The organism is Isoptericola sp. NPDC056573, from assembly GCF_042793335.1.
Lineage (GTDB): Bacteria > Actinomycetota > Actinomycetes > Actinomycetales > Cellulomonadaceae > Isoptericola.
In genome coordinates, this window is the sequence record NZ_JBHTUY010000008.1 from 119,467 (window position 1) to 141,518 (window position 22,052).

Annotated in this window: 22 protein-coding genes; 7 read left to right on the forward strand and 15 right to left on the reverse strand. The window is 76.0% G+C overall.

All coding sequences use genetic code 11. The annotated features are described in order from the left end of the window. Positions 1–18: 18 nt before the first annotated feature. Positions 19–729 (reverse strand): PAS and ANTAR domain-containing protein, encoded by a 711-nt coding sequence (locus tag ACFQ8E_RS15125; protein ID WP_430551388.1) that lies wholly within the window; start codon positions 727–729, stop codon positions 19–21. Positions 730–820: 91 nt separating this feature from the next. After that, on the reverse strand, positions 821–1,000 hold the full coding sequence (locus tag ACFQ8E_RS15130; protein WP_430551389.1) for a hypothetical protein: 180 nt from the start codon (positions 998–1,000) through the stop codon (positions 821–823). A 148-nt stretch (positions 1,001–1,148) separates the two neighbouring features. On the opposite strand from ACFQ8E_RS15130, the gene ACFQ8E_RS15135 reads away from it, so the two are divergent. After that, positions 1,149–1,718, forward strand: coding sequence for a DUF2231 domain-containing protein (locus ACFQ8E_RS15135; protein ID WP_430551390.1), 570 nt, complete (start codon positions 1,149–1,151; stop codon positions 1,716–1,718). Between the two features lie 6 nt (positions 1,719–1,724). On the opposite strand, the gene ACFQ8E_RS15140 is transcribed toward ACFQ8E_RS15135, so the two are convergent. Continuing rightward, positions 1,725–2,387 carry a PAS and ANTAR domain-containing protein gene (locus tag ACFQ8E_RS15140; protein WP_430551391.1) on the reverse strand — a complete coding sequence of 221 codons (663 nt, stop codon included), beginning with the start codon at positions 2,385–2,387 and terminating at the stop codon, positions 1,725–1,727. Between the two features lie 242 nt (positions 2,388–2,629). Between ACFQ8E_RS15140 and ACFQ8E_RS15145 the strand changes: the two genes are divergently transcribed. Continuing rightward, on the forward strand, positions 2,630–3,832 hold the full coding sequence (locus ACFQ8E_RS15145; RefSeq protein WP_430551392.1) for an alcohol dehydrogenase catalytic domain-containing protein: 1,203 nt from the start codon (positions 2,630–2,632) through the stop codon (positions 3,830–3,832). A 3-nt stretch (positions 3,833–3,835) separates the two neighbouring features. Here the strand turns inward: ACFQ8E_RS15145 and ACFQ8E_RS15150 are convergent, their stop codons facing one another. From ACFQ8E_RS15150 to ACFQ8E_RS15175, 6 genes are all read right to left on the reverse strand, one after another. Next, positions 3,836–5,422: an NAD-dependent epimerase/dehydratase family protein gene (locus ACFQ8E_RS15150; RefSeq protein WP_430551393.1), complete on the reverse strand. Its 1,587-nt coding sequence runs from the start codon at positions 5,420–5,422 to the stop codon at positions 3,836–3,838. Between the two features lie 63 nt (positions 5,423–5,485). Then, complete coding sequence (locus ACFQ8E_RS15155) at positions 5,486–6,589, reverse strand: hypothetical protein (protein WP_430551394.1); 1,104 nt, start codon at positions 6,587–6,589, stop codon at positions 5,486–5,488. Next, on the reverse strand, positions 6,586–7,020 hold the full coding sequence (locus tag ACFQ8E_RS15160) for a hypothetical protein (RefSeq protein ID WP_430551395.1): 435 nt from the start codon (positions 7,018–7,020) through the stop codon (positions 6,586–6,588). The genes ACFQ8E_RS15155 and ACFQ8E_RS15160 overlap by 4 nt, the downstream gene beginning before the upstream one ends. Next, positions 7,017–7,406: a hypothetical protein gene (locus ACFQ8E_RS15165; RefSeq protein WP_430551396.1), complete on the reverse strand. Its 390-nt coding sequence runs from the start codon at positions 7,404–7,406 to the stop codon at positions 7,017–7,019. Before ACFQ8E_RS15165 ends, ACFQ8E_RS15160 begins: the two co-directional genes overlap by 4 nt. After that, positions 7,403–8,632: an NRAMP family divalent metal transporter gene (locus ACFQ8E_RS15170; protein ID WP_430551397.1), complete on the reverse strand. Its 1,230-nt coding sequence runs from the start codon at positions 8,630–8,632 to the stop codon at positions 7,403–7,405. Before ACFQ8E_RS15170 ends, ACFQ8E_RS15165 begins: the two co-directional genes overlap by 4 nt. Next, positions 8,629–9,087 carry a hypothetical protein gene (locus ACFQ8E_RS15175; RefSeq protein WP_430551398.1) on the reverse strand — a complete coding sequence of 153 codons (459 nt, stop codon included), beginning with the start codon at positions 9,085–9,087 and terminating at the stop codon, positions 8,629–8,631. The genes ACFQ8E_RS15170 and ACFQ8E_RS15175 overlap by 4 nt, the downstream gene beginning before the upstream one ends. A gap of 240 nt (positions 9,088–9,327) precedes the next feature. On the opposite strand from ACFQ8E_RS15175, the gene ACFQ8E_RS15180 reads away from it, so the two are divergent. The 4 genes from ACFQ8E_RS15180 (at position 9,328) to ACFQ8E_RS15195 (ending at position 13,694) form a co-directional block, all read left to right on the forward strand. Beyond that, positions 9,328–9,942, forward strand: a complete 615-nt coding sequence (locus ACFQ8E_RS15180; RefSeq protein WP_430551399.1) for a DUF4956 domain-containing protein — start codon at positions 9,328–9,330, stop codon at positions 9,940–9,942. Continuing rightward, a complete protein-coding gene (locus tag ACFQ8E_RS15185; protein WP_430551400.1) occupies positions 9,939–10,724 on the forward strand; it encodes a polyphosphate polymerase domain-containing protein in 786 nt (261 codons plus the stop codon). Before ACFQ8E_RS15180 ends, ACFQ8E_RS15185 begins: the two co-directional genes overlap by 4 nt. A 37-nt stretch (positions 10,725–10,761) precedes the next feature. Then, on the forward strand, positions 10,762–12,564 hold the full coding sequence (locus tag ACFQ8E_RS15190) for a carbohydrate-binding domain-containing protein (protein ID WP_430551401.1): 1,803 nt from the start codon (positions 10,762–10,764) through the stop codon (positions 12,562–12,564). A 221-nt stretch (positions 12,565–12,785) separates the two neighbouring features. Then, positions 12,786–13,694 (forward strand): NAD-dependent protein deacetylase, encoded by a 909-nt coding sequence (locus tag ACFQ8E_RS15195; protein WP_430551402.1) that lies wholly within the window; start codon positions 12,786–12,788, stop codon positions 13,692–13,694. Positions 13,695–13,710: 16 nt separating this feature from the next. Here the strand turns inward: ACFQ8E_RS15195 and ACFQ8E_RS15200 are convergent, their stop codons facing one another. From ACFQ8E_RS15200 to ACFQ8E_RS15215, 4 genes are read right to left on the reverse strand one after another with little or no spacing between them, the layout of a single operon-like run. Beyond that, positions 13,711–14,070: a hypothetical protein gene (locus tag ACFQ8E_RS15200; protein ID WP_430551403.1), complete on the reverse strand. Its 360-nt coding sequence runs from the start codon at positions 14,068–14,070 to the stop codon at positions 13,711–13,713. Positions 14,071–14,123: 53 nt separating this feature from the next. Beyond that, positions 14,124–14,993 (reverse strand): DUF4097 domain-containing protein, encoded by an 870-nt coding sequence (locus ACFQ8E_RS15205; protein WP_430551404.1) that lies wholly within the window; start codon positions 14,991–14,993, stop codon positions 14,124–14,126. After that, positions 14,990–15,652: a response regulator gene (locus tag ACFQ8E_RS15210; RefSeq protein ID WP_430551405.1), complete on the reverse strand. Its 663-nt coding sequence runs from the start codon at positions 15,650–15,652 to the stop codon at positions 14,990–14,992. The genes ACFQ8E_RS15205 and ACFQ8E_RS15210 overlap by 4 nt, the downstream gene beginning before the upstream one ends. Beyond that, positions 15,640–17,016, reverse strand: coding sequence for a sensor histidine kinase (locus ACFQ8E_RS15215; protein ID WP_430551406.1), 1,377 nt, complete (start codon positions 17,014–17,016; stop codon positions 15,640–15,642). The genes ACFQ8E_RS15210 and ACFQ8E_RS15215 overlap by 13 nt, the downstream gene beginning before the upstream one ends. Before the next feature lie 111 nt (positions 17,017–17,127). On the opposite strand from ACFQ8E_RS15215, the gene ACFQ8E_RS15220 reads away from it, so the two are divergent. Then, positions 17,128–18,747 carry a phytoene desaturase family protein gene (locus tag ACFQ8E_RS15220; protein ID WP_430551407.1) on the forward strand — a complete coding sequence of 540 codons (1,620 nt, stop codon included), beginning with the start codon at positions 17,128–17,130 and terminating at the stop codon, positions 18,745–18,747. Between the two features lie 20 nt (positions 18,748–18,767). Here the strand turns inward: ACFQ8E_RS15220 and ACFQ8E_RS15225 are convergent, their stop codons facing one another. Then, positions 18,768–20,951: an ABC transporter ATP-binding protein gene (locus tag ACFQ8E_RS15225; protein WP_430551408.1), complete on the reverse strand. Its 2,184-nt coding sequence runs from the start codon at positions 20,949–20,951 to the stop codon at positions 18,768–18,770. 60 nt (positions 20,952–21,011) lie between these two features. After that, complete coding sequence (locus tag ACFQ8E_RS15230; RefSeq protein WP_430551409.1) at positions 21,012–22,049, reverse strand: hypothetical protein; 1,038 nt, start codon at positions 22,047–22,049, stop codon at positions 21,012–21,014. Positions 22,050–22,052 lie beyond the last annotated feature (3 nt).

Here is a 22,052-nt window from a genome sequence, read left to right on the forward strand (position 1 = left end):
CGTGCGTGCGGTCCGGCGTCACGCGGCCCGGCGGCGCGCGAGCTGCGCCTCGTGCACGTGCGGCCGCTTGGCGGGCCGCACGGCCTCGAGGGCCTCCCGGACGGCCTGCTTCGCACCGCGGCCGAAGCCCTCGCCGGCGGCCAGGTGCGCCATCAGCTGCGTGGCGGCCTCGCGCAGCGTGGCGCCGGTGGCGCCCGCCGCCTCGGTGAGCAGGTTCTCCGCCGTGTCCTCGTCCACGCCGTGCACGGCCATCAGCACGCCCTTGGCGCGCTCGATGGCGGCGGCGGAGACGAAGGCGCTGTCGAGGGCGCGGCGCACGTCGCGCTGCACCGCCTCGCGCTGCACCGGCGTGACGTCGACGACGTAGCCCGCGACCTCGGGCGGCCCGTCGCCGCGGACGCGGCGGGCCTGCGCCGTGACCAGCAGGGTCCGCGTGCGGCCGTGGGCGTCGACGACGCGCCGGGCCGTCACGACCGGCCCGCCGGAGCCGAGCGCGCGGGCGGCGTCGTGCACCACGCGATCGCGATCGTCCGGGTGCAGCTTGGCCTCGAGGGTCTCCGGACCGGGCTCGAGCGCTCCGGGCTGGTGGCCGAGCATCGCGTCGACCTCGTCGGACCACCACCAGCGTCCCGTCCCTGCCTCGGCCCGGTAGGAGCCCGTGAGCAGGTGGGTGCCGACCGCGAGCGCCGAGACGAGGTGGTCGGTGCCGGCGGGAGTTGTCGTCGTCATCGTGACCTCCGAAGTGGGAGGGTCGGTGCCGCTTCCTGACGCCGGACCTTCACGCTAACGCCGGCGTCCGAGGACGTCCACCGGGCCCGCCTCATCCGGCGTCGAAACGGTCCTCACCCTCCTCGTCGGGGTCGTCCTTGGGCTTCTCGCCGGGCACCGCCCCGACGTCGGCGGCCTTGCCGTCGTCGTCGTGCGCCGCCCGCTCGCGCTCGGCCTGGCGGCTCGGGTCGTCCTCGTCCGCGCGGTTCCGCTCGGTGGGGTGCTCGCTCATGCGTGTCCTCCTCGGTCTCGGCACGTCGTCCCAGCCTGGGGTGGGTCCGGTCTCCCCGCACCCGGGCGCTCGACGGCGAGCACCGGGCACCCGTCCTACGGTCGAGGGGTGGCGTCGAGGAGTGGCGTCGACTCCAGGAGGAGGCACGATGCCCGCCCACCAGCCCGCACCCCAGCCCACCGACCGGACGTTGCCGCGCCTCGCCGCCGAGCTCGAGCGCGCGGAGCGCCTCGACCCGTTGGCGGGCCTGTACGACCGGATCTCCCGCGCGGTCGTGCCCTCGCCCGGCCGCGTGCGCGACGAGCTCCGCGGCCGTTCCGTCGGCCACCCCGTGCACAGCGTGCTCACCGACCTGCCGATCGGGCTGTGGACGAGCGCGGTCGCGCTCGACCTCACCCGCCCTCAGGGGCACGCCGACGCCGCCCGTCGCCTGGTCGGCCTGGGGCTGCTCGCGGCCCCGCCGACGGCCCTGACCGGCCTCGCCGACTACCGCGCTCTGAGCGTGCCCGCCCGCCGGGTGGCCGTCGTGCACGCCACCTGCAACGGGGTCGGCACGCTGCTGGCGCTCGCCTCGTGGCGCGCCCGGCGTGCCGGCAAGACCGGGCTGGGCACGCTGCTCAGCCTCGCCGGCATGGGGGCCATCGGCGCGGGCGGGTACCTCGGGGGCCACGTCGCGCAGGCGATGCGGGAGCCCCGGCACGTCCCCGGGGCCCGGTGAGCGCGGCTACCGCGTGCGGCGCTCGGAACGGTTCGTCAGCAGGTCGGCCATCGCCTCCGCGACGTGGCGCATGTCCCCGTTGCCGTCGGCGGCGAGCCCCACGATCTGCGCCGCGATGTCGCGCAGCGGCAGGTTGGAGTGGTTCGAGGCCTCCCGGAGCCACTCGAAGGCGCCCTCGAGGTCGGTGCGGAGCGCGCACATGACGACTCCCTTGGCCTGCTCGATCGTCGCCCGGTGCGCGGCGGACGCGCGGATGCTCGCCGTCGCCCGGACGTCGGCGATGCGCGCGACCGCGGGCGTGACGTCGGTGAAGTAGCCGACCAGCTCGCAGACGGCGCCCGTGAGGTCGGTGCGCCCCTCGCCGACGACCGCCAGGGTCCGCTCGTCGCCGTGCGCGTCCATGATGCGGTGCACGCTGCTGAACGGCTCGCCGGTGGTGCAGGCATGACGGAGCACCTGGCTGACGCGGTCCCGGTCGTCGGGGTGCTTGTGCGCCAGGATCAGCTCGGTGGTGGGGACCACCTCACCCGGCTCGAAACCGTGGATGCGGTAGGTCTCGTCGGACCACCACCACAGGCCGGTGGACAGGTCGTGCCGGTACCGACCCACCGGATGGCTGGTGCCGAGGGCAAGCGTGCCCTCGATGTCCCATGACGTGGTGTCGGTCATGTGGATCCTCCCGTCGTGGCTCGCGCCGCTAGAGATGAGCCGCCTCATGACTCCCCTCGACCGTAGCCCGCTTCGGCACGGGACGACAGCGGCGGGTGCTGGGGACGGGGTGCGCCCCGGTGGCGACCATGTCCGATGGACTCCACGATCGACGGTGCGGCGACCCACCGCGGCTGCCGCGGGCCGGGTGTCCAGCAGCGCGGCATCCGGTTCCCCGCCGTCGAGGGTGGAAGGGGCGAACGGTGCGCGCACTGACCTGGCAGGGCAAGGAGCACGTGAGGGTGGAGGACGTCCCGGATCCTCGGATCCAGGAACCGACCGACGCGGTGGTCCGCGTGACGTCCACCGCGATCTGCGGGTCCGACCTGCACCTGTACGGCGTGCTCGGGATGTTCCTCGACGCCGGCGACGTGCTGGGCCACGAGGCGATGGGCGTCGTCGAGGAGGTCGGGAGCGACGTCGGGCACCTCGCCGTCGGCGACCGCGTGGTGGTGCCGTTCGGCATCGCCTGCGGGCGCTGCTGGATGTGCGAGCGCGGCCTGCAGAGCCAGTGCGAGACGACGCAGGTGCGCGACCAGGGCAAGGGCGCCGCCCTCTTCGGGTACACGCGGCTGTACGGCCAGGTGCCGGGCGGGCAGGCCCAGTACCTGCGGGTGCCTCAGGCGCAGTACGGCCCGGTCGTCGTGCCCGACGACGGCACGCCCGACGAGCGCTGGCTCTACCTCTCGGACGTCCTGCCCACCGCGTGGCAGGCGGTGGAGTACGCGCACGTGCCCGACGGCGGCAGCGTCGTCGTCCTCGGGCTGGGGCCCGTCGGCCAGATGGCCGCCCGCGTCGCCCTGCACCGCGGGGCGAGCACCGTGGTCGGCGTGGACCCGGTACCCGCGCGGCGCCTCATGGCGCAGCGGCACGGCGTCATCACGTTCGACCCGGGAGAGCGCGGGGTCCGCACGGCGGTGGGCGACCTCACCGACGGCCGCGGGCCGGACTCCGTGATCGACGCCGTCGGGATGGAGGCGCACGGCTCGCCCCTGGCCGAGACGACGCAGAAGCTCGTGGGCCTGCTGCCCGACGTGCTCGCCGCGCCGCTGACGGAGAAGGGCGGCGCCGACCGGCTCGCGGCACTCCTCGCCGCGTGCGCCCTGGTGCGGCGTGGCGGCACGGTGTCGCTCTCGGGCGTCTACGGCGGCGCGAAGGACCCGCTGCCCCTGATGCAGATCTTCGACAAGCAGCTCACGATCCGCACGGGCCAGGCGAACGTGCGGCGGTGGACCGACGACCTGCTCCCCCTCGCCGCCGACCTGGCCGACCCGCTCGGGGTGCTCGACCTGCGCACGCACCGCCTCCCGCTGGAGGACGCGCCGGAGGCGTACCGCGCCTTCCAGCGCAAGGAGGACGGCTGCATCAAGGTCGTGCTGGACCCCTGGGCCGACGCCGCGTCGTAGGGATCAGCCCGTCGGCGCGTCGTCGGCGCGGAACGCCCGCCGACGCGCGTACTCGTGCAGGCGGTCGAGGGTGGCGAGCTGGCGCTGCGCGCGCTCGGCGAGCCCGCGGAACTGGCCGGGGTCGAGGCCGAGCTCGGCGGCGTGCTCCTCCAGGGTCTGCCAGCCGCCCAGCTTGCCCACGACGGCCGACCGCATGAGCTCGGCCTCCAGCACCACCGACATCGGCGACCGCTCCACCAACCGGCCGTTGAGCTTGAGCCGCCCGACGCGCTCGGCCACGCCCGCCAGCAGCTGGCGGTGACGCCGACGCGGCAGGCCGAGCTCCTGCAGGAGCCGGACGTACAGCTCGCGCTCGCCGCGGATCTGCTCGGCCACCTCCACCAGCTCGGCGTGCAGGGGCAGGTCGGCGTAGTCGCCCACCATCCGCTCGATCCGCCCGAGGCCCGCCGTGGCGCCGGTGAGGTGGTCGGACAGGTAGAGGCCGAGCAGCTCCCGGTCCACCTGCGGGGGCACCGCCGGGTGCGCTCCGCGCAGGGGCAGCGTGGACGCGCCGGCGGGCCGGGTGGCCGCCGGCCGCAGCGGTGCGGAGCCCAGCCCCCGCCCCTCGGCCATGCCCGCCACGACCTCCCGGAGCGCTTCGGCCGCCGACGTCCGCGACCGCCAGCCGAGCTCCGTGACCGCCCGCGTCGTGTCCATCACGGGGGCGCCCATGGCCATGTCCACCCAGCCCGGGTCGGCGGCGACGACGCGCACCGCGTGGCCGAGCGACACCGCCGCGCGCACCACCGGGGGCGGCACCTGCACCAGGCGGCCGTGGTCCACCAGCCGGGCGAGGTCGTCGCCGCGCAGCAGGTCGCCGGCGGCCACGTTGAACGCGCCGCCCGCACGGCGCAGCAGCACGCGCCGGTACGCGTCCGCGGCGTCGTCGGCGTGCACGGCCTGGAGCCGCAGCCCGGCGGGCAACGGAAGCAGCGGCGGGCGACCGAGCCGCAGCAGCCCGACGGGCAGCAGCCGGCCCACGAACAGCCGCGTCACCTCGGCGCCCGCGTCGCCCTGGAACACGAGTGCGGTACGCAGCCGCGCGACGGTGACCTCCGGGTGCGCGCGCTCCAGGTCGTCCAGCACGTCCTCCTGGGCGGCCTTGTCGACGCTGTAGTGGGAGGTCGCGATGCCGTCGGCGGGCCAGTCCTCGGTGCGCGGCACGTCGTCGTCGACCGGCGCGTACGCGCCGACGGAGGACGCCGCGACGAGGTGCGGCACCCCGGCCTCGACCACGGCACGCGCCACCCGCCGCGTCCCCTCGACGTTGACGGTGCGCAGCAGGTCGCGGTCCCGGTTCGGCTGGATCAGCCACGCGAGGTGCACCACGGCGTCGGCGCCGCGGAACAGGCCCGTGAGCCGCTCGACGACGCCCTCCTCGCTGCCCGCCAGGTCCACGGCCGCCCACTCCGCGCGCCGGTACGGCTCGGCCGTCCGGTCCGGCAGCCGCCGCGCCACGCCCAGCAGCGACGTCACCTCCGGCTCGTCCGCCAGCGCGCGCAGCACCGCCGTCCCGACGTTCCCCGTCTGCCCCACCACGACGACCCGCATGACCCACACCGTGACACCGGCGGCCCCTGCCCGCAGTCGCGTGGCGTCGTGGCAGGTGAGCGCTCAGGCGGTGAGCACGTCGGCGGCGCGGCGCAGCACGACGACGAGCGCACCGGCCACGAGATGGTCGCCGCCGGAGCGCTCGCGGGCGTCGCGCACGACGTCGCGGAGACGGTCGAGCGACCGGGCGAACGCCGCACCAGGATCGTCGGCAGCGGTGACCGGAGGTGCGTCCACGGCGTCGTCGGGGCCGCCGTCGTCCTCCGGTTCGCGCAGGGCGTCGGCGAACGAGCGCAGCGCCGACGCGAGCTCCGGGCGCAGCCGCGGGCCCAGCGCGACCTCGTCGCGCCCGGTGCGCTCCCAGTCGACCAGGAGGCGCACGACCTCGTCGACCACCTCGGCCGCCGTCCCGAGCACCTCCGCCTGCCGGGCCTGCGACCGGGCGCGCTCGCCGTGCCGCCGGGCGCGAGGGTTGCCACGGGACGCCTCCCCCGACCGGGCGACCGCCGCCCGCGCGCCCTCGATCGTCGGGAACAGGGCACGACGCCGTCGTTCCCACTCGTCCGGGTCGAGCGTCCCCTCGTCGTCCAGCCGGGCTGCCAGGTCGTCCAGCTGCTCCACGAGGGCGTCGCGCAGCGCCCCCAGCGCGATGGCCGACGGCGCGAGCAGCAGCGGCGGCAGCAGGAGGTTGACCCCGGTCCCGATCGCCGCCCCCACCACCACCAGGCCGGCGAACGCACCGACGTACTCCGCGCTCTCCCCCTGGCCGAGGACGAGGACGAAGATCGCCGAGTTCGCGACCCACGTCCCCTGCGCGCCGAGCACCCGCCAGCCCGCGCAGAGCAGCGCGAGGCCCACCACCAGCGCCACCGACAGCACGCCGGGCACGAGCACGCTGTCGACGGCGAGCGCGATGGCGGCGCCGAGCAGCAGGGCCCCCACGGTCTGCACCGACTCGCGCACCGACCGGGCGAGGGTGCTCGTCGTGGCGATCACGGCGCCCAGCGGGGCGTAGTACGGGTAGTCGGAGAACGGTGCCGGCGCGACCACCCCGACCAGCCAGGCGAGCGCCGCGGCCACCGCGCCCCGGAACGCGAGCGACCAGCGAGGATGCCGCACCCAGACCTCGTGCAGGCCCGCGGCTCCCCGGCCCCACCATCGGGTCATCCCAGCCCCGCCGGCAGCTCGGCGTAGCCCGGCGCGAGGCGCAGGCGCGGGGTCGCGTCGTCGGCCACCGGGTCGGCCTCGACGGCCGCCACGTCCTCCCACCGCACGAGGAAGGTGCCGCGGTGGCGGCGGCGCACGAGCTGCGGGATCGGCCACGGCGAACGGACGTCGGTGCGCTCGTACCCGTGGAACGACCCGGCGCCTCGCGGCCCGACCAGCAGCCCGACCAGGCGCGCGCCGCCGACGGCGTCGCGACGCGCCTGCGCGCTCAGCGGGGCGTCGTGCCCCGCCTCCTCGCGGTCCTCCCCCGCGCCCGGTCCGTCCTCGGGCTCGTCCACGACCTCGAGCGCCAGGCGGACGTCGACGACGACGCCGACGGGCGCGCCGTCGGGCCCCAGCACGCGCGCGTCGAGGAGGTCGCCGACGTTCATGCCCCGGCCTCCGGGTCGTGCCGGCCGCCGGGGATGCGCCCGATCAGGCGGTCGCGCACCCAGCGCTCCACCCACACGGCGTCGAGGCGGTCCGACGGCACGGTGAGCTCGATCGCCGTCCCGACGTGCCCGACGTCGTCCCAGGCGATTCGCGGCAGCCGGCTGTCGGGCACGCGGCCGCCGAAGAGCCGCGTCGCCAGCACGGGGCCGACGAGGATCGCGTCGACGTGCACCTCGCGGCCCGCCTCGACATCGCCCCCGCCGGGGCCCGCGAGAGCCAGGTCGTCGACCACGCCGACGGGCTCACCGTCCGAGTCGAGCACCTGCCGGCTCAGCAGGTGCAGGCGGGCGTCGACGAGGCGCACCTCTCCCCTCGGCTCGGTCATGACCCCGCTCCCGTCGCGATCATCAGGGGGATCGCCGCGACGGCGGCGACCACCACGACCACCAGGTACACCGTGCCCAGGGCGTTGACCACCCGCCCGTTGACGTGCTCGCCCATGTACCCCGGGTCGTTCGCGACCACCAGGATCGGCACGTACGTCAGCGGCAGCGCGACGGCGGAGAACACCACCGACATCTCCGTCACCGCCACCGGGTCGACGCTGGTCATGAGGATCCCGACGGCGAGCAGCAGCGCCACGATCATCGTGAGGTGGAAGCGCGCCGCCCGCGCCGGCCGGCGGAACTTCCCCCACGACCAGCCGAGGTACTGCGCGAGCGTGTAGCCGCTGGACAGGGCCGTCTCCAGGGCGGCGCCGAACGTCGCGGCGACGATCCCCAGGATGACGACCGCGAGCAGCAGCACGCCGCCCGCCTGCGCGACCGGCAGCACGATCTGCGACAGCGACGACACCTCGATCGCCGCCGGCAGCAGCACGACGGCGGCGCACGCGGCGATGGAGAGCGACAGCAGGCCGCCCAGGGGGAAGCCGAGCAGCACGTTGACCCGGTTGGTGCCGAGGTCCTTGGCGGTCCACCGCTCCTCGACGGCGCCGGAGGAGAAGAAGAACACCTCGTACGGCGTCATCGCCGCGCCGAACAGCGCGACCGCGTAGTACCAGTACGACGCGGGGTGCTCGGTGCCCGGCGGCGACGGCGGCACGGCCTGGCGCAGCAGCTCGCCCCAGTCCGGGCCGAGCTGGAACAGCGCGACGGCGAACCCCACGAGCAGCAGGCCCATGAGGCCCGCGACGTTCTCCATGACCTGGAACTTCACGCGCCACAGCACGAGCCACACCGCGAGCGCCGCGACCGGGATCCACAGGCGCGGCTCCACGCTGCTGGCCAGGTGCAGCGCGAGCGCGATGCCCCCGACCTCCGCGGTGAGGGTGAGGAGGTTGATCGCGAACGACGCGAGCAGGTTCGCCCCCGCGGCGCGCGGTCCGAGCCGTTCGCGGACGATCTCGAACGTCGCGCGGCCGCTCACCGCCGCGACCCGCCCGGCCATGCTCGCGAACAGGACGATGCCGACCACGCCGAGCACCACCACCCAGGCGAGCGACATGCCGAACCGGGAGCCGACGACGGCGTTGGTCACCAGGTCCCCGATGTCGACGAACCCGCCGATGGCGGTGAGGATGCCGAGCGCGGCGGCGAGCAGCTTCTTCACGGCCCGCCCGCCTCGGCCAGGGCGGCGTCGGTGGCGTCGAGGGCGGTCGCGAGCCCGGACAGCAGGTCGTCGGCCGACGCCGGCACGCCCTCGTCGGCGGCGAGGTCGCCCCCGGAGCGCGTCGCCACCCAGCTGCGCGCCGCCACGACGGCGTCCGTGACGTCGCCGACGGCGTCCAGCCCGGTCGTGCGCCGCGCGGACGACGCCGCGTCGGGCGGCACGAGGGTCGTCAGCGCCGACTCCGCGTCGTCGAGCACCCGCAGCTGGTCGAGCAGCACCGTGTCGGCGACAGGCCCGGTGACCCGGCCCTCGTCGAGCAGGCCGACGGCGATCCGCGCCGTCTCGCCCGCGGACCCGGCCTCGGCGAGCGCGTCCGCCACGGCCGCCGTCGCCTGGCCGGGCTCCTGCCGGCCGGCGACGCACCCCGTCCCGGCCAGCACGGTCGTGAGCACCACGACGACCCCCAAGCCCGCGGCCGCGGGCCGCCGTCGTCCTGTCTGCCGCGTCACGTCCGATCATCCGCACGGCGCGCGTCTGCACGCATGTCCGGGGCTGCTCGGCGGTGCTCCCAGCGACCGCCCACCCCTCGCAGCCGATTCCCAGGACGCCCTCAGCGCCCACCTGAACGAGGGGTGTCGACTGGGTGTCCTTCCCACCCACGGACCACGACCGGTCCCCGTCCCCCCGGAGCCCGCATGCCTCCCGCAGCCCTGTACGCCGTCGACCTCGTCGCCGTGTCGATCCTGACCTTCGCGCTCTACTTCCCCCGGCACCGCCGCCGCGACCTCGTGGTCGCGTACCTCGGCGTCAACGTCGGCGTGCTGGCGGTGTCGGCCGTGCTGGCGTCGGCCTCGGTCGCCGCCGGCCTCGGCCTCGGGCTGTTCGGCGTGCTGTCGATCATCCGGCTGCGGTCCGACGAGCTCTCCCAGCGCGAGGTGGCGTACTACTTCGCCGCCCTCGCGCTGGGGCTCCTGGGCGGGCTGGGCACGTCGGCCGGCTGGCTCGGCGTCGCCGGCTCGGCGCTGATCCTCGTCGTCATGGCCGTCGCGGACCACCCGCGCCTCCTGGCCCGGTACGGCTCGCAGACGATCGTGCTCGACCGCGCCGTCGTCGACCGCGCCGAGCTCACCGCCCACCTCGAGGCGCTGCTCGGCGCCCGCGTGCGGTCCGTGTCCGTGCAGGAGCTCGACCTCGCGGACGACACGACGCGCGTCGAGGTCCGGTACGACCTGCCCCGCGACGGCGACCTGCCCGCCCGCCCGGCCGTCGCGTCCGTCGCCGCCCCCGACACGCTGGCGGTGACCCGGTGAGCGCCGCGGCCGTCGTCGCCCGGGGCCTGGAGGGCGCCGCGCCCGTCTCCCTCGCGGAGCTCGACGCCACCGCCGCCCTCCAGACCCGCGTCGACCGCAAGTACGTGCTCACCCCCGCCGAGGTCGCGGCCCTGCTCGCCACGCTCACCGCGCACGGCCCGCGCGTGCTGGAGATCGCCGGCGACCGGTCGTTCACGTACGCGTCGACCTACTACGACACGGCCGACCTGCTGACGTTCCGGCTGGCCGCGCGCCGTCGTCGGCGGCGGTTCAAGGTCCGCACCCGCACCTACGTCGACACGGGGAACGCCACGTTCCTCGAGGTGAAGACGCGCGCCGCCCGCGGCGTCACGGTGAAGGAGCGGCGGCCGTGGCAGCTCGCGACGCCGCTGGCCGGCGAGGGCCTCGACTTCGTCGACGACCGGCTCGCCGCCGCCCACCTCGACGCGCCCCCGTCGGCGCACCTCGCCCCCGTGCTGCGCTCCGCGTACCGGCGCACCACCGTGCTGCTGCCCGACGCCCGCGTGACCCTCGACACCGGCCTGCGGTGGCGGCTCGCGGGCCCGGAGGCCACCGACCGCAGCACCGCCGACGTCGGCGACCTCGTCGTCGTCGAGACCAAGGCCGGCACCGCGCCGTCGTCCGCCGACCGCGCCCTGTGGCGCGCCGGCCACCGCCCCGACCGCATCTCCAAGTACGCGACCGGGCTCGCCACCCTGCGACCCGACCTGCCCGACCACCCCTGGCGCCGCCTGCGGCGCGAGCGGCTCGGCGCCGCCTGACCTCACCACCGATCCCCACCAGAGAAGAGCCCGAACCATGCGCATCCCCCGCCCGAGGAAGACCCTCTGGACCCGCACCGTCTCGACCCGAGCCGTGGCGCTCGCCGCCGCCGGGACCCTGACCGTCGGCGCGCTCGCCGCGTGCAGCGCCGGCTCCACCACGTCCGCGGCGTCGGACGGCTCCGGCACCACCACCGCCCAGGTCGCCGCGACGGACAACTCCGGCCGGTCCGCGCAGGAGGTCCTCGACGAGAACCTGTCGTCCGCGGAGACCGCGGCCCTCGCCGACCAGACCTGGGACACGGCCGACGAGGTCGCCGTCACCCTCGACGGCGACTCGGCGTCCGCCTCCGGCGACGGCGTCACCGTCGACGGTTCCATCGTGACGATCACGCAGCCCGGCACGTACCGGCTCTCCGGCACGCTCGACGACGGCCAGGTCGTGGTCGACGCGTCGGCCGACGGCGTCGTGCGCCTCGTGCTCGACGGCGCGGACGTCACCAGCTCGACCGGCGCCGCGATCGACGTCCAGGACGCCGACCAGGTGTCCGTCGTCCTCGCCGACGGCTCCACCAACCGGCTCGAGGACGCCGAGGAGTACGCCGACACGACCTCCGACAACGCCGCCAACGCCGCGCTGTACTCGACGGCGGACCTGGCGATCTCCGGCGGCGGCGCGCTCGACGTGGTCGGCAACGCGAACGACGGCATCACCGGCAAGGACGGGCTCGTCATCGCGAGCGGGACCGTCTCCGTCGACGCCGTGGACGACGCCATCCGCGGCAAGGACTACCTCGTCGTCAGCGGGGGCACGATCGACGTCACGTCCGGCGGCGACGGGCTGAAGTCCGACGCCGACGACGACGCCACGGCCGGCTACATCGCCCTGACCGGCGGCGACGTGACCGTCGCGGCGGGCGACGACGGCGCGCAGGCGTTCACCGACATCGCGATCACGGACGGCACCCTGACCATCGAGGAGTCCGTCGAGGGCCTGGAGGCCGCGACCATCGCGATCTCCGGCGGCGACGTGGACATCACGTCGTCCGACGACGGCCTGAACGCCACGGTGAAGGAGGCGGAGGACGACACCGCCAGCGAGGACTCGACCGCCGACGACACGGCCGCCGACGACTCCGCGACGGGCACGGGTGACCAGGCCGCTCAGGACCAGGGCACCGCGCCGGAGCCGCCGACCGACGGCGAGATGCCGACGGGAGAGCCGCCCACGGACGGCCAGATGCCCCAGGGCGAGGCGCCCCAGGGCGGCGGGGGCGGCGGCATGGACGCCGTCCAGGAGGGTGCGTCGCTCACGATCACGGGCGGCACGCTGCACGTGGACGCCGAGGGCGACGGCCTGGACTCCAACGGCGTCACGGTGATCAGCGGCGGCGACGTCGTCGTCGAGGGGCCGACGAACGGCGGCAACGGCGCGCTCGACTCCGCGGGCGGCAGCACGGTCTCCGGCGGCACCGTCCTGGCGGTCGGGTCGGCGGGCATGGCCGAGGCGTTCGACGAGGACTCGACGCAGGGCTGGGTGGCGCTGACCGCCGACGCCACGCTCGAGGCCGGCACGGACGTGGCGGTCGTGGACGCCGACGGGACCGAGGTCGCGACGATCACGCTGTCGAAGACGGCCCAGTCGGTCGTGTACTCCGGCCCGGAGATCACCGACGGCGGCACGTACACGCTCACCGCCGACGGCGAGGAGGTCGGCACGGCCACCGCGGGCGAGGCCCCCGCGGGCGGCATGGGCGGCGGACCCGGCGGAGCCGCTCCCGGCGGCTCGACCGACCAGGGCGGCCAGACCGACCAGTCGTCGTCGACCACCACCAGCTGACCGCGAGGTAGTCCGGATCCCGCCGAGGTAGTCCAGATCCCGCCGAGGTAGTCCAGATCCCGCCGAGGTAGTCCAGATCCCGCCGAGGTAGTCCAGATCCCGCCGAGGTAGTCCCGAGCTCGCGTCAGAACTACCTCGGCGGGATCTGGACTACCTCGCGGGACCTCGTGCTACCTCGCGGGACCGGGTGGGCCCGGCCGCGCCGTCGTACGCTCGAAGGCGTGCAACCCGTGCCCCGTCCGCTCGCCCCGACGTACCAGGACCGGCGGTGGGAGCTCCCGCCCGACGCCGTCGTGCACCACGGCACGATCGACGACGCGGTCCGCCTGCTCCAGGGCAGCACGGTCACCGCGCTGACGGGCGCGGGCGTGTCCACCGACTCGGGCATCCCGGACTACCGCAGCCCGGACTCGCCGAAGCGCGCGCCGATGACGTACCAGCAGTTCGTGGCCGACGAGGCGTTCCGCCGCCACTACTGGGCCCGCAACCACGTGGGCTGGCAGGTGGTGCACCGCACGGAGCCGAACGCGGGGCACCGCGCCCTCGCGCGGTTGGAGGGGCGCGGGGTGGTGCGCGGCGTCATCACGCAGAACGTGGACCTGCTCCACGAGGACGCCGGCTCGCGGCACGTCATCGACCTGCACGGCCGCTACGACCGGGTGATCTGCCTGCAGTGCGGGCGCGTCATCAGCCGCGCGCACCTCGCGGAACGGCTGGACGCGCTCAACCCGGGCTTCGTCGAGTCGGTGCTCGACGACGGGGCGACCGTCGCGGACATCGAGACCGCGCCGGACGCGGACGCCGTCATCGAGCAGACGAGCCACTTCGTCCCGGCGGCGTGCGAGTTCTGCGGCGGGGTGCTCAAGCCGGAGATCGTGTACTTCGGCGAGAACGTGCCGCGCGAGCGGGTGCAGCGCGCGTACGCGCTGGTGGACGACGCCGACGCCCTGCTCGTGGCGGGCACGTCGCTCACCGTGATGAGCGGCCTGCGGTTCGTGCGGCACGCGGCCAAGGCCGACAAGCCGGTGGTCATCGTCAACCGCGGCGAGACGCGCGGCGACCCGCTCGCCACGCTCAAGGTGGACGACGGCGTCACCGAGACCCTCGTCGCGCTGGCCGACCGGCTCTGACGGCGACGGGCTGCGGCTACCGGGCCGCGACCAGCCGCGAACCCCTGACGCCCTCGGCGTCGATCAGGCTGCCGTCGCCGCCCGGGACGACCGGCAGCGCACCACGCCCCAGCCCGCCGAGGTAGACGGCGGCCTCGGTACCCGTCTCGGCCACGTCGGCCTTGCGGCGCCGCACGTCGATCCGCGTGACGGTCACGGCGTGCTCCCCCGTCGGCAGGTGCAGCACCGCGGCCTGGCCGGTGCGCACCCGACCGGACGTCACGGTGCCGGTGAGCACGTGGCCCCGCGTCGGGACGGCGAAGACGGTGTCGACCAGCAGCTCGAACGGCTCGGCAGGGCCGGACGGGGCCGGCGTCCGGCGCGAGAAGATCCCCATGGCCGACGACGATATCCGCCGCGCGGCGACGCCGGGCCCGCATCAGGCCCGCGTCAGCGCACCAGGTAGGCGACGTCCCCGTTGGACGACCGGACCTCCACGGCGCGGTCGGCGTCCGGGTCCGTGGGCCCCTCGGTGGTCTGCTCCCCGTTCGACGTCTCGATCATGAGCCGCACGGGCTCGCCGTCCCCGACGACGGTGACGTCGCCGTTGCTGGACTCGGCCCGGACGTCGCCGGTCACGCCGGAGACGTCGACCCGGCCGTTGCTGGTGTCCGCGTCGAGGCTGCCCTCGACCCCCGTCACCTCGATCGACCCGTTCGACGACGCCGCGACGACGTCACCCGCGGCCCGGTCGACGAGGACGTCGCCGTTGCTGGAGCCGGCGTCCAGGCGCCCGGTGGCGGACGCCGCGACGTCGCCGTTGCTCGACCGCAGCTCCGTGTCACCCACCACGCCCGCGGCCACGACGTCCCCGTTGGACGTGCGCACCACCAGCGTCGTGTCGGCGGGGAGGGTGACGGCGAGCTCCCCCGCGCACCGGCCCGGGATCCACTGCCAGCGCCGGCACTCGTGGGTGACGACCAGCCGGTCGGCCCCGTCGCCGGCGCGGTACGTGGGGCTCGTGAGGCCCTGGCGCGCGATCCGGTCGACCTCGACCCTCCCCCCGGTGCCGCCGCCGTCGGCGGCCTTGACGGTCACGTCGCCGTCCGCGACCAGCTCGACCGTGCCGACCGCGGCGTACGTCTCGTGCTGCGTGGTCGTGGTCGCGACCGCCCGGTCCACGAGGAACAGCGCGCCCCAGGCCACGGCGAGCAGCCCGACGACGACGCCGGTGACGAGCAGCGCGCGCCCGACGGGGCCGCGGTGCGGCTCCTGCGGGGCCGGCGGGGCGGGCACGGGGGCAGGTCCGGTGGTGGTCATGGTCGTGCTCCGTTCTCGTCGAGCCACCGCAGCACGGCGAGCACGCGGCGGTTGTCGTCGGAGTCGGGCGGCAGCCCGAGCTTGGTGAGGATGCTGGTGACGTGCTTCTCGACGGCGGGCATCCCGACGACGAGGCGGTCCGCGATCGCTGTGTTGGAGCGGCCCTCGGCCATGAGCGCGAGCACCTCCCGCTCGCGGCGCGTGAGCCGGTCCAGGTCGGAGCGGCGACTGCGGGCGATGACCTGCGTGACCACCTCGGGGTCGATGACGGTGCCGCCGCCGGCCACGCGGTCGACGGCGTCGAGGAACGCGTCGACGTCGGCCACCCGGTCCTTGAGGACGTACCCGAGGGCGTGCGCGCCGCGGGCCAGCAGCTCGGACGCGTACCGCTGCTCCACGTACTGCGACAGCACGAGGATCGGCAGGTCCGGGTGCAGGCTGCGCAGGTGCAGCGCGGCGCGCAGACCCTCGTCGGTGTGCGACGGCGGCATCCGCACGTCGGTGACGAGCAGGTCGGGCAGCGCGGCGCCAGGTCGCGACAGGGCGGCGACGAGCTCGTCCGCCGTGCGGTGGCCGGTCACCGTGTGGCCCTCGGCGGCGAGCAGCCGGGTCAGCCCGTCCAGGAGGAGCACGGAGTCCTCGGCGATCACGATGCGCACGGCACCTCCACGGTCAGTCGGGTGCCCGCGCCGGGCGGGCTGTCGAGGTCGAAGACGCCGTCGAGCGCGGCGACCCGCCCGCGCAGCCCGGCGAGGCCGCTGCCGGGCGACGGCTCCGCGCCGCCCCGGCCGTCGTCCTCGACGACGACGCGCAGTCGGGCGCCGTCGCTCCACCCGTCGCCCGCACCGTCGTCCACGACGTCGGCGCGCACCCGGACGGAGCGCGCGTCGGCGTGCTTGGCCACGTTGGTCAGCGCCTCGGCGACGACGAAGTAGGCCGCGGCCTGCGCCGCGGAGCCGGCCCGCGCGACGTCGGGGGACGCGTCGACCCGCACGGGCACGGGGCTGCGCGCCGCCAGCGCGGACAGGGCGGCGTCGAGCCCTCGGTCGGACAGGACGGCGGGGTGGATGCCGCGCACGAGGTCGCGCAGCTCGGCGAGGGTCGCCTTCACCTCGCCGTGCGCGTGCTCGAGGGCCGCGGCGGACGCGGCCGGGTCGCGGTCGGCGAGCCGGCGGGCGACGCCGAGCTCCACCCCGAGCGCGACGAGCCGCTGCTGGGCGCCGTCGTGCAGGTCCCGCTCGATGCGCCGCCGCTCGGCGTCGGCGGCCGCGACGGCCTGGGACCGCGTCTCGGTGAGGACGGCGGCCCGCTCGGCGGCCGCCGTCGCCGCGTGCTCGGCGTCGCGTGCCCGGGCCCGGGCGAGGTCCGTCGCGGACGGGCCGAGGCACGCCCGCGCCAGCGCCAGGACGAGGGCCGTGCCCGCCTGGGCGACGGCCGCCCCGAGCCACAGCAGCAGCACGACCCCGACGGCGCCACCGACCAGCGCGACCGGCCACGCGATACCGGCCTCGCCGCCGACGGCGCCGACCCCGCCGCGCGCCATCACGACGACGAACGCGACCGCGCCCGCGACGAGGGCCACGACCGCGGCGAGGAAGGCCACGGACAGGAGCATCGCGACGAACGCGTACCCCGCGGCCGCCCACGCCCGCCCGTCGCGCAACGTGCCCCGCAGGGCGGCCCACGACCGCGGCAGCCCGGCCGCGCCGAGCGGCGGCCCCGGCACGACGACGCCAGTCTGGGCGGCGAGCCGCTCCCGCTCGAGCGCGGCGAACCAGCGGGCCGCGGGCAGCGTCACGCCGAGCGCGAGCAGCCCGAGACCGAGGACCGGCACGAGGGCCGACGACACCAGGACCAGCACCCACACGACCACGCCGGCGCTCGCCAGCCACACCGCCCCCACGGCGAGCTGCGCGACGGCGCGGCCCGTGGCCGGGTCGACCGGCGCACGCAGCAGCGCGGCCCGCGAGCTCAGGGCCGGGGCGGCGTCCACGCCGCCGGAGGCGACGTCCGTGCTGGTCATGACCTCGAGACTAGGCTGCGAGGGATCGGCCGGACAGCCAGCGCACCCACGTCGTCACGGTGGGGAAACCCCACGCCGGCGGGCGCGCGGCGGCGGCCGGAGGGAGGCAGCATGCTGGACGCGGTCGTGGTCGGTTCGGGCCCCAACGGCCTCGCCGCCGCCGTCACCCTCGCCCGGGCCGGGCTGTCCGTGACGGTCCTGGAGGCCAACGCGACCGTCGGCGGCGGGGCACGCACCCTCGCGCCCGGTGACGAGCCCGGTGACGAGCCCGGCGGCGAGCACGGCGACCTGTTCGCGGGCCTGCCCGCCGACGTCGTGCACGACGTGTGCTCGGCGGTGCACCCGATGGCGTGGGCGTCCCCGTTCTTCCGCGCGTTCGACCTGCGGTCGCACGGCGTCGAGCTCCTCACGCCCGAGGTGTCCTACGCGCAGCCGCTGCCCGGAGGGCGGGCAGCCGTGGCGTACCACGACCTGGAGCGCACGGCCGAGCGCCTCGGACCCGACGGCGCCGCCTGGCGCTCCCTGCTCGGCCCGCTGGCCGAGCAGTGGGAGGCCGTCGTCGCCGTCGCGATGGGCGACCACCGGTCCGTGCCGCCCGGCGTGCTCGACGGCGGCTCGCCCCTGCGGGCCACGGCCGGCGCCGTCCGGTTCGCCCTGGCGCTGCTCGAGCAGGGCACGGCGGCCTGGGACGGCCGGTTCTCCGGCGAGGCCGCGCCCGCGCTGCTCACCGGCGTGGCCGCGCACACCATCACCCGGCTGCCGTCGCTGTCCGCCGCCGGCACCTCGCTGCTGCTCGGCGCCCTCGCCCACGCCACCCCCGCGCGCCGAGGTCGAGGCAGGGCGCCCGAGGTCGATGCCTCGGACCTCGACCTCGGGCGCTCACCTCGACCTCGCGGGTTCGACGGCGGCTGGCCCGTGCCGCGCGGCGGGTCCGGGGCGATCGTGGCGGCGCTCGTCGCCGACCTGGAGGCGCACGGGGGCACGATCGTGACGGGTCACCGGGTACGCACCCCGGCGGACCTGCCCGCTGCCCGCGCGGTCCTGTTCGACACGACGCCGCGCACCCTGCTCGACGTGCTGGGCCCCGCCGTCCCGCCGGGCCTGCGCCGCGCGCTGGGAGGGTTCCGGTACGGCAACGCGGCCGCCAAGGTGGACTACGTGCTGTCCGGCCCGGTGCCCTGGGCGGACCCGGAGGTCGGCCGGGCCGGCACCGTGCACGTGGGCGGCACCCGGGCGGAGATGGCCGCGGCCGAGAACGCGGTCGCCGCCGGCCGGCACGCCGACCACCCGCTGTGCCTGGTCAGCGACCCGACGGTCGTCGACGCGTCCCGTCGCGTCGTGTCCGGCGACGGCGAGCTGCGCCCCCTGTGGGCGTACACGCACGTGCCCGCCGGGTCCGACGTCGACGTCACGGACACCGTCACCGCGCAGATCGAACGCTTCGCGCCGGGGTTCCGCGACGTCGTCGTCGGTGCGCGCGCGATCCCCGCCGCCGCGATGGCGGAGCACAACCAGAACTACGTCGGCGGGGACATCTCCGCCGGCGCCGCGACGATGTGGCAGATCCTGGCGCGCCCCACGCCCCGCGCGAACCCCTACCGCGTGGCCGGAGGCGTGTACCTCTGCTCGGCGTCGACCCCTCCCGGCCCCGGCGTGCACGGCATGGGCGGCTGGCACGCCGCGCGGCGCGCGCTGCGCGACGTCTTCGGCGTCCGCGTCCCGGCGCTGTAGCCCGCGTCCCGGTCGGGACCTCAGACGCGCACGTCCGGGCGCGGGTGCACGCCGCGGCGCGGGATCGTGGTCCCGTCGGCGAACCGCACGCAGTCCTCGAGCCGCGCCTCCACCGTGCCGCCGCCGAACTGCTCCGCGTAGAGCCGCGCGTACAGCCCGCCGCGCTCCAGCAGCTCGGCGTGCGTGCCGTGCTCGACGAGACGGCCGTCGGCGATCCCGAAGATCACGTCGGCGTTCATGATCGTGCTCAGCCGGTGCGCGACAGCGAACGTGGTGCGGTCGGCCATCGCCCGCTCTAGCGCCCCCTGCACGAGGCGCTCGGTGGCGGTGTCGAGGGCCGACGTCGCCTCGTCGAGGATGAGGATCCGCGGGTCCTTGATGAGCACGCGGGCGATCGACAGCCGCTGCTTCTCCCCGCCCGACAGCCGGAAGCCCCGCTCCCCCGTCACCGTCTCGTACCCGTCGGCGAAGCTCATGATCCGGTCGTGGATGTTCGCCGCGCGGCACGCCTCCACGATCTCCGCGTCCGTGACGTCGGCGCGCGCGTAGCGCAGGTTCTCCGTGATCGTGCCGTGGAACAGGTACGGCTCCTGCGTCACCATCCCGACGACGTCGGCGAGGCTGCCGAGCGTCACGTCCCGCACGTCCGTGCCGTCGACCAGCACCGCGCCGCGCGTCACCTCGTGCAGCCGCGGCACCAGGTACGTGAGCGTCGTCTTGCCCGAGCCCGAGGGCCCCACCAGCGCGGCGAGCTGGCCCGGCCGCACCCGCAGCGACACGCCCTGCAGGGCCCAGCCCTCGGCGTCGCCGCCCGTGCCCGCCGGGCGGTCCTGCGACGGCGGGGCGTCCTCGACGGGCACCGCCGCGGCCAGCCCGGGCGCCGACGCCGCGGACATCACGTAGGTGGCGGCGGGGTCGGTGAGCGTCGCGACGACGGGCACCTCGAGCGCGCGGTACCCGCGCCCGGACCGTCGCCCGGCGGGGCGCGGTCCGCCGCCCGGCCGCGCCGGCGGCGCGGAGACGTCCCGCGCCTCGGGGTAGCGGAACCACACGTCGCGCAGCTCCACCTCGCCGCGCGTGGCGGCCTTGTCGAGCACCCGCGCGTCCGGCCGGTCGGTGATGGCGGGCTCGAGGTCCAGGTACTCGAACAGCCGCGAGAACAGCGCGAACGACGTCTGCACGTCGAGCGTGACGCGCATGAGGCCCACGAGCGGCTGCTGGAGCCGCGACTGCAGCGTCGTGAACGCGACGATCGTGCCGGCGGTGAGCACCTCCCCGCCGATGAGGGTGCCGCCGTTGATGAGCAGCCCCGCCACCAGGTACACGATCGCCGGCGTCAGGCCGAAGAACGTGGAGACGATCGAGAAGAACGTCTGCCCGGTCATCGCGTTCTTCACCTGGAGCCGCGTCTGGCGGCGGTTCTCCCGCCGGTAGCGCGCCACCTCGACGTCGGACCGGTTGAACACCTTCGCCAGCAGCACGCCCGAGACGCCGAGCGACTCCTCGGTGATGGCCGTCATCTCGCTCAGCGACTCCTGCGTGCGGCGCTGGAGCCGCTTGCGCCGCCGCCCCACCCGCACCTGGATCACCACGAACACGGGCATGAGCACCAGCGTGATGATCGTCAGCTGCCAGCTCAGCAGCAGCATCGACACGAAGGCGGCGGCCACCGTGACGACGTTCTGCAGGATCGACGTCGCCGTCGAGGTGAGCACGTTGCGCACGCCGGAGACGTCGTTCGCGAGCCGCGACTGGATGTCGCCCGTGCGGGTGGAGGTGAAGAACGCGAGCTCCATCTTCTCCAGGTGCTCGAACAGCGCCACGCGCAGGTCCGCCATCGCGCCGTTGCCGATCCGGGTGGTGAGGTACGTCTGCCCGACGCCGATCAGCGCGCTCACCATCGGGATCGCCACCAGCCCGGCCACGAGCCAGGCGAGCAGCCTCAGGTCGGGCTCGCCCACCTGGCCCGCGGCGTCGGTCGGGAACAGCGCGTCGTCGAACACCGCGCGGGTGAGGAACGGCGCGACGCTCGTCAGCGCGGCGGCCGCCACCACCGCCACCGCGACCAGCACCAGCTGGGCCTTGTACGGCGCGAGCAGCGCGGCGATGCGGCGCAGCACGGGCTGGTCGGGCGTCCCGGCGATCGGGCCCGTGCGGGCCGGTGACGACGGGGCGGCGGACGCGGAGCTTCCGGGGTCGGCCATCTGCCCATGCTCACGCGCGGCCCGCCGGGGCGCGCGGGATGCCGGACGGGTCGGGTGGCGTCAGGAGGTCGCGGCCCACCGCGTGGTGCGGCTCGCCAGGTCCGTGATCCCGACTCTCCCGGTGGGCGAGAGCGTCGTGACCCGTCCGCGCGCGGCCCACCGGCCGGCGTAGCGGTCCGCGAGCGCCGCCTCCGCCGAGGTGTCCCCCGCGTCGGCCGCCACGAGCAACGCGGCGACCTCGTCGGCCAGCGCGTCCAGCTCGTCGGACGTCGGCTCGGACGACGGCTCGGCGCCGTCCGCCCGCGCCTCGTGCGCCCAGAGCTCGGTGACGCCGGGGACGTCGTCGGGCGTCGCGCCCCACACGTCCCACAGCAGCACCTCGTCGCACATCCGGTGCGCCAGCTCGAGCAGCACGTAGCCGCGCACGAAGTCCCGGCCGCCCAGCTCAGGGATCCCCGGCGCGACGCCGTACGACGCCGGGTCGACCTCCCCGGCGCGGATGGCCTGCCACACCTCCGCCGCGGTGGGGAACGGCGACGCCGGCCCGGTCGGCATGTCGCGCACGTCGAAGTCCCACGGCCCGTCCGGGGTCAGCTCCGGGTCCCAGCGCACCCACCGCCCCGCGCCGTCGTCCTCCCCCTCGGCCCAGTGCTCCACCACCACGTGGTCGTGGAAGAACGGCGGCTCGAAGTACCCCGCGAACCCGATCCGCGACCGGGCGGGCACGCCGTGCTGGCGCAGCACCCCGAGCGCGAACAGCGTGTGGTCGCGGCAGCAGCCGGCCACCTGCCGGGCGTGGTCGCGGGGCGCGGCCAGCGGACCGGCCTGCCGGGCGACGGCGCCGTCGAGGATCGAGGACAGCCAGCGGCGGTCGATGTCCGCGGACTGCTCGTCGGTGAGCTCCGGGTTCCCGGCGCGGTAGTGCACGATCGTCGCGCACGCCGCGGCGCCGGCGCTCGCCGGGTCCGGGCCGACCGCACGGAGCAGGTCGGCGTGCGGGCCCGGGTCGGAGAAGGCGCTGTGGCGGGCGTAGTCCGCGAGGGTCGGCGCCGTCGTCGTGCCCTCCGCCGCGTCCGAGAGGGGTGCCGTCGTGTCCATACC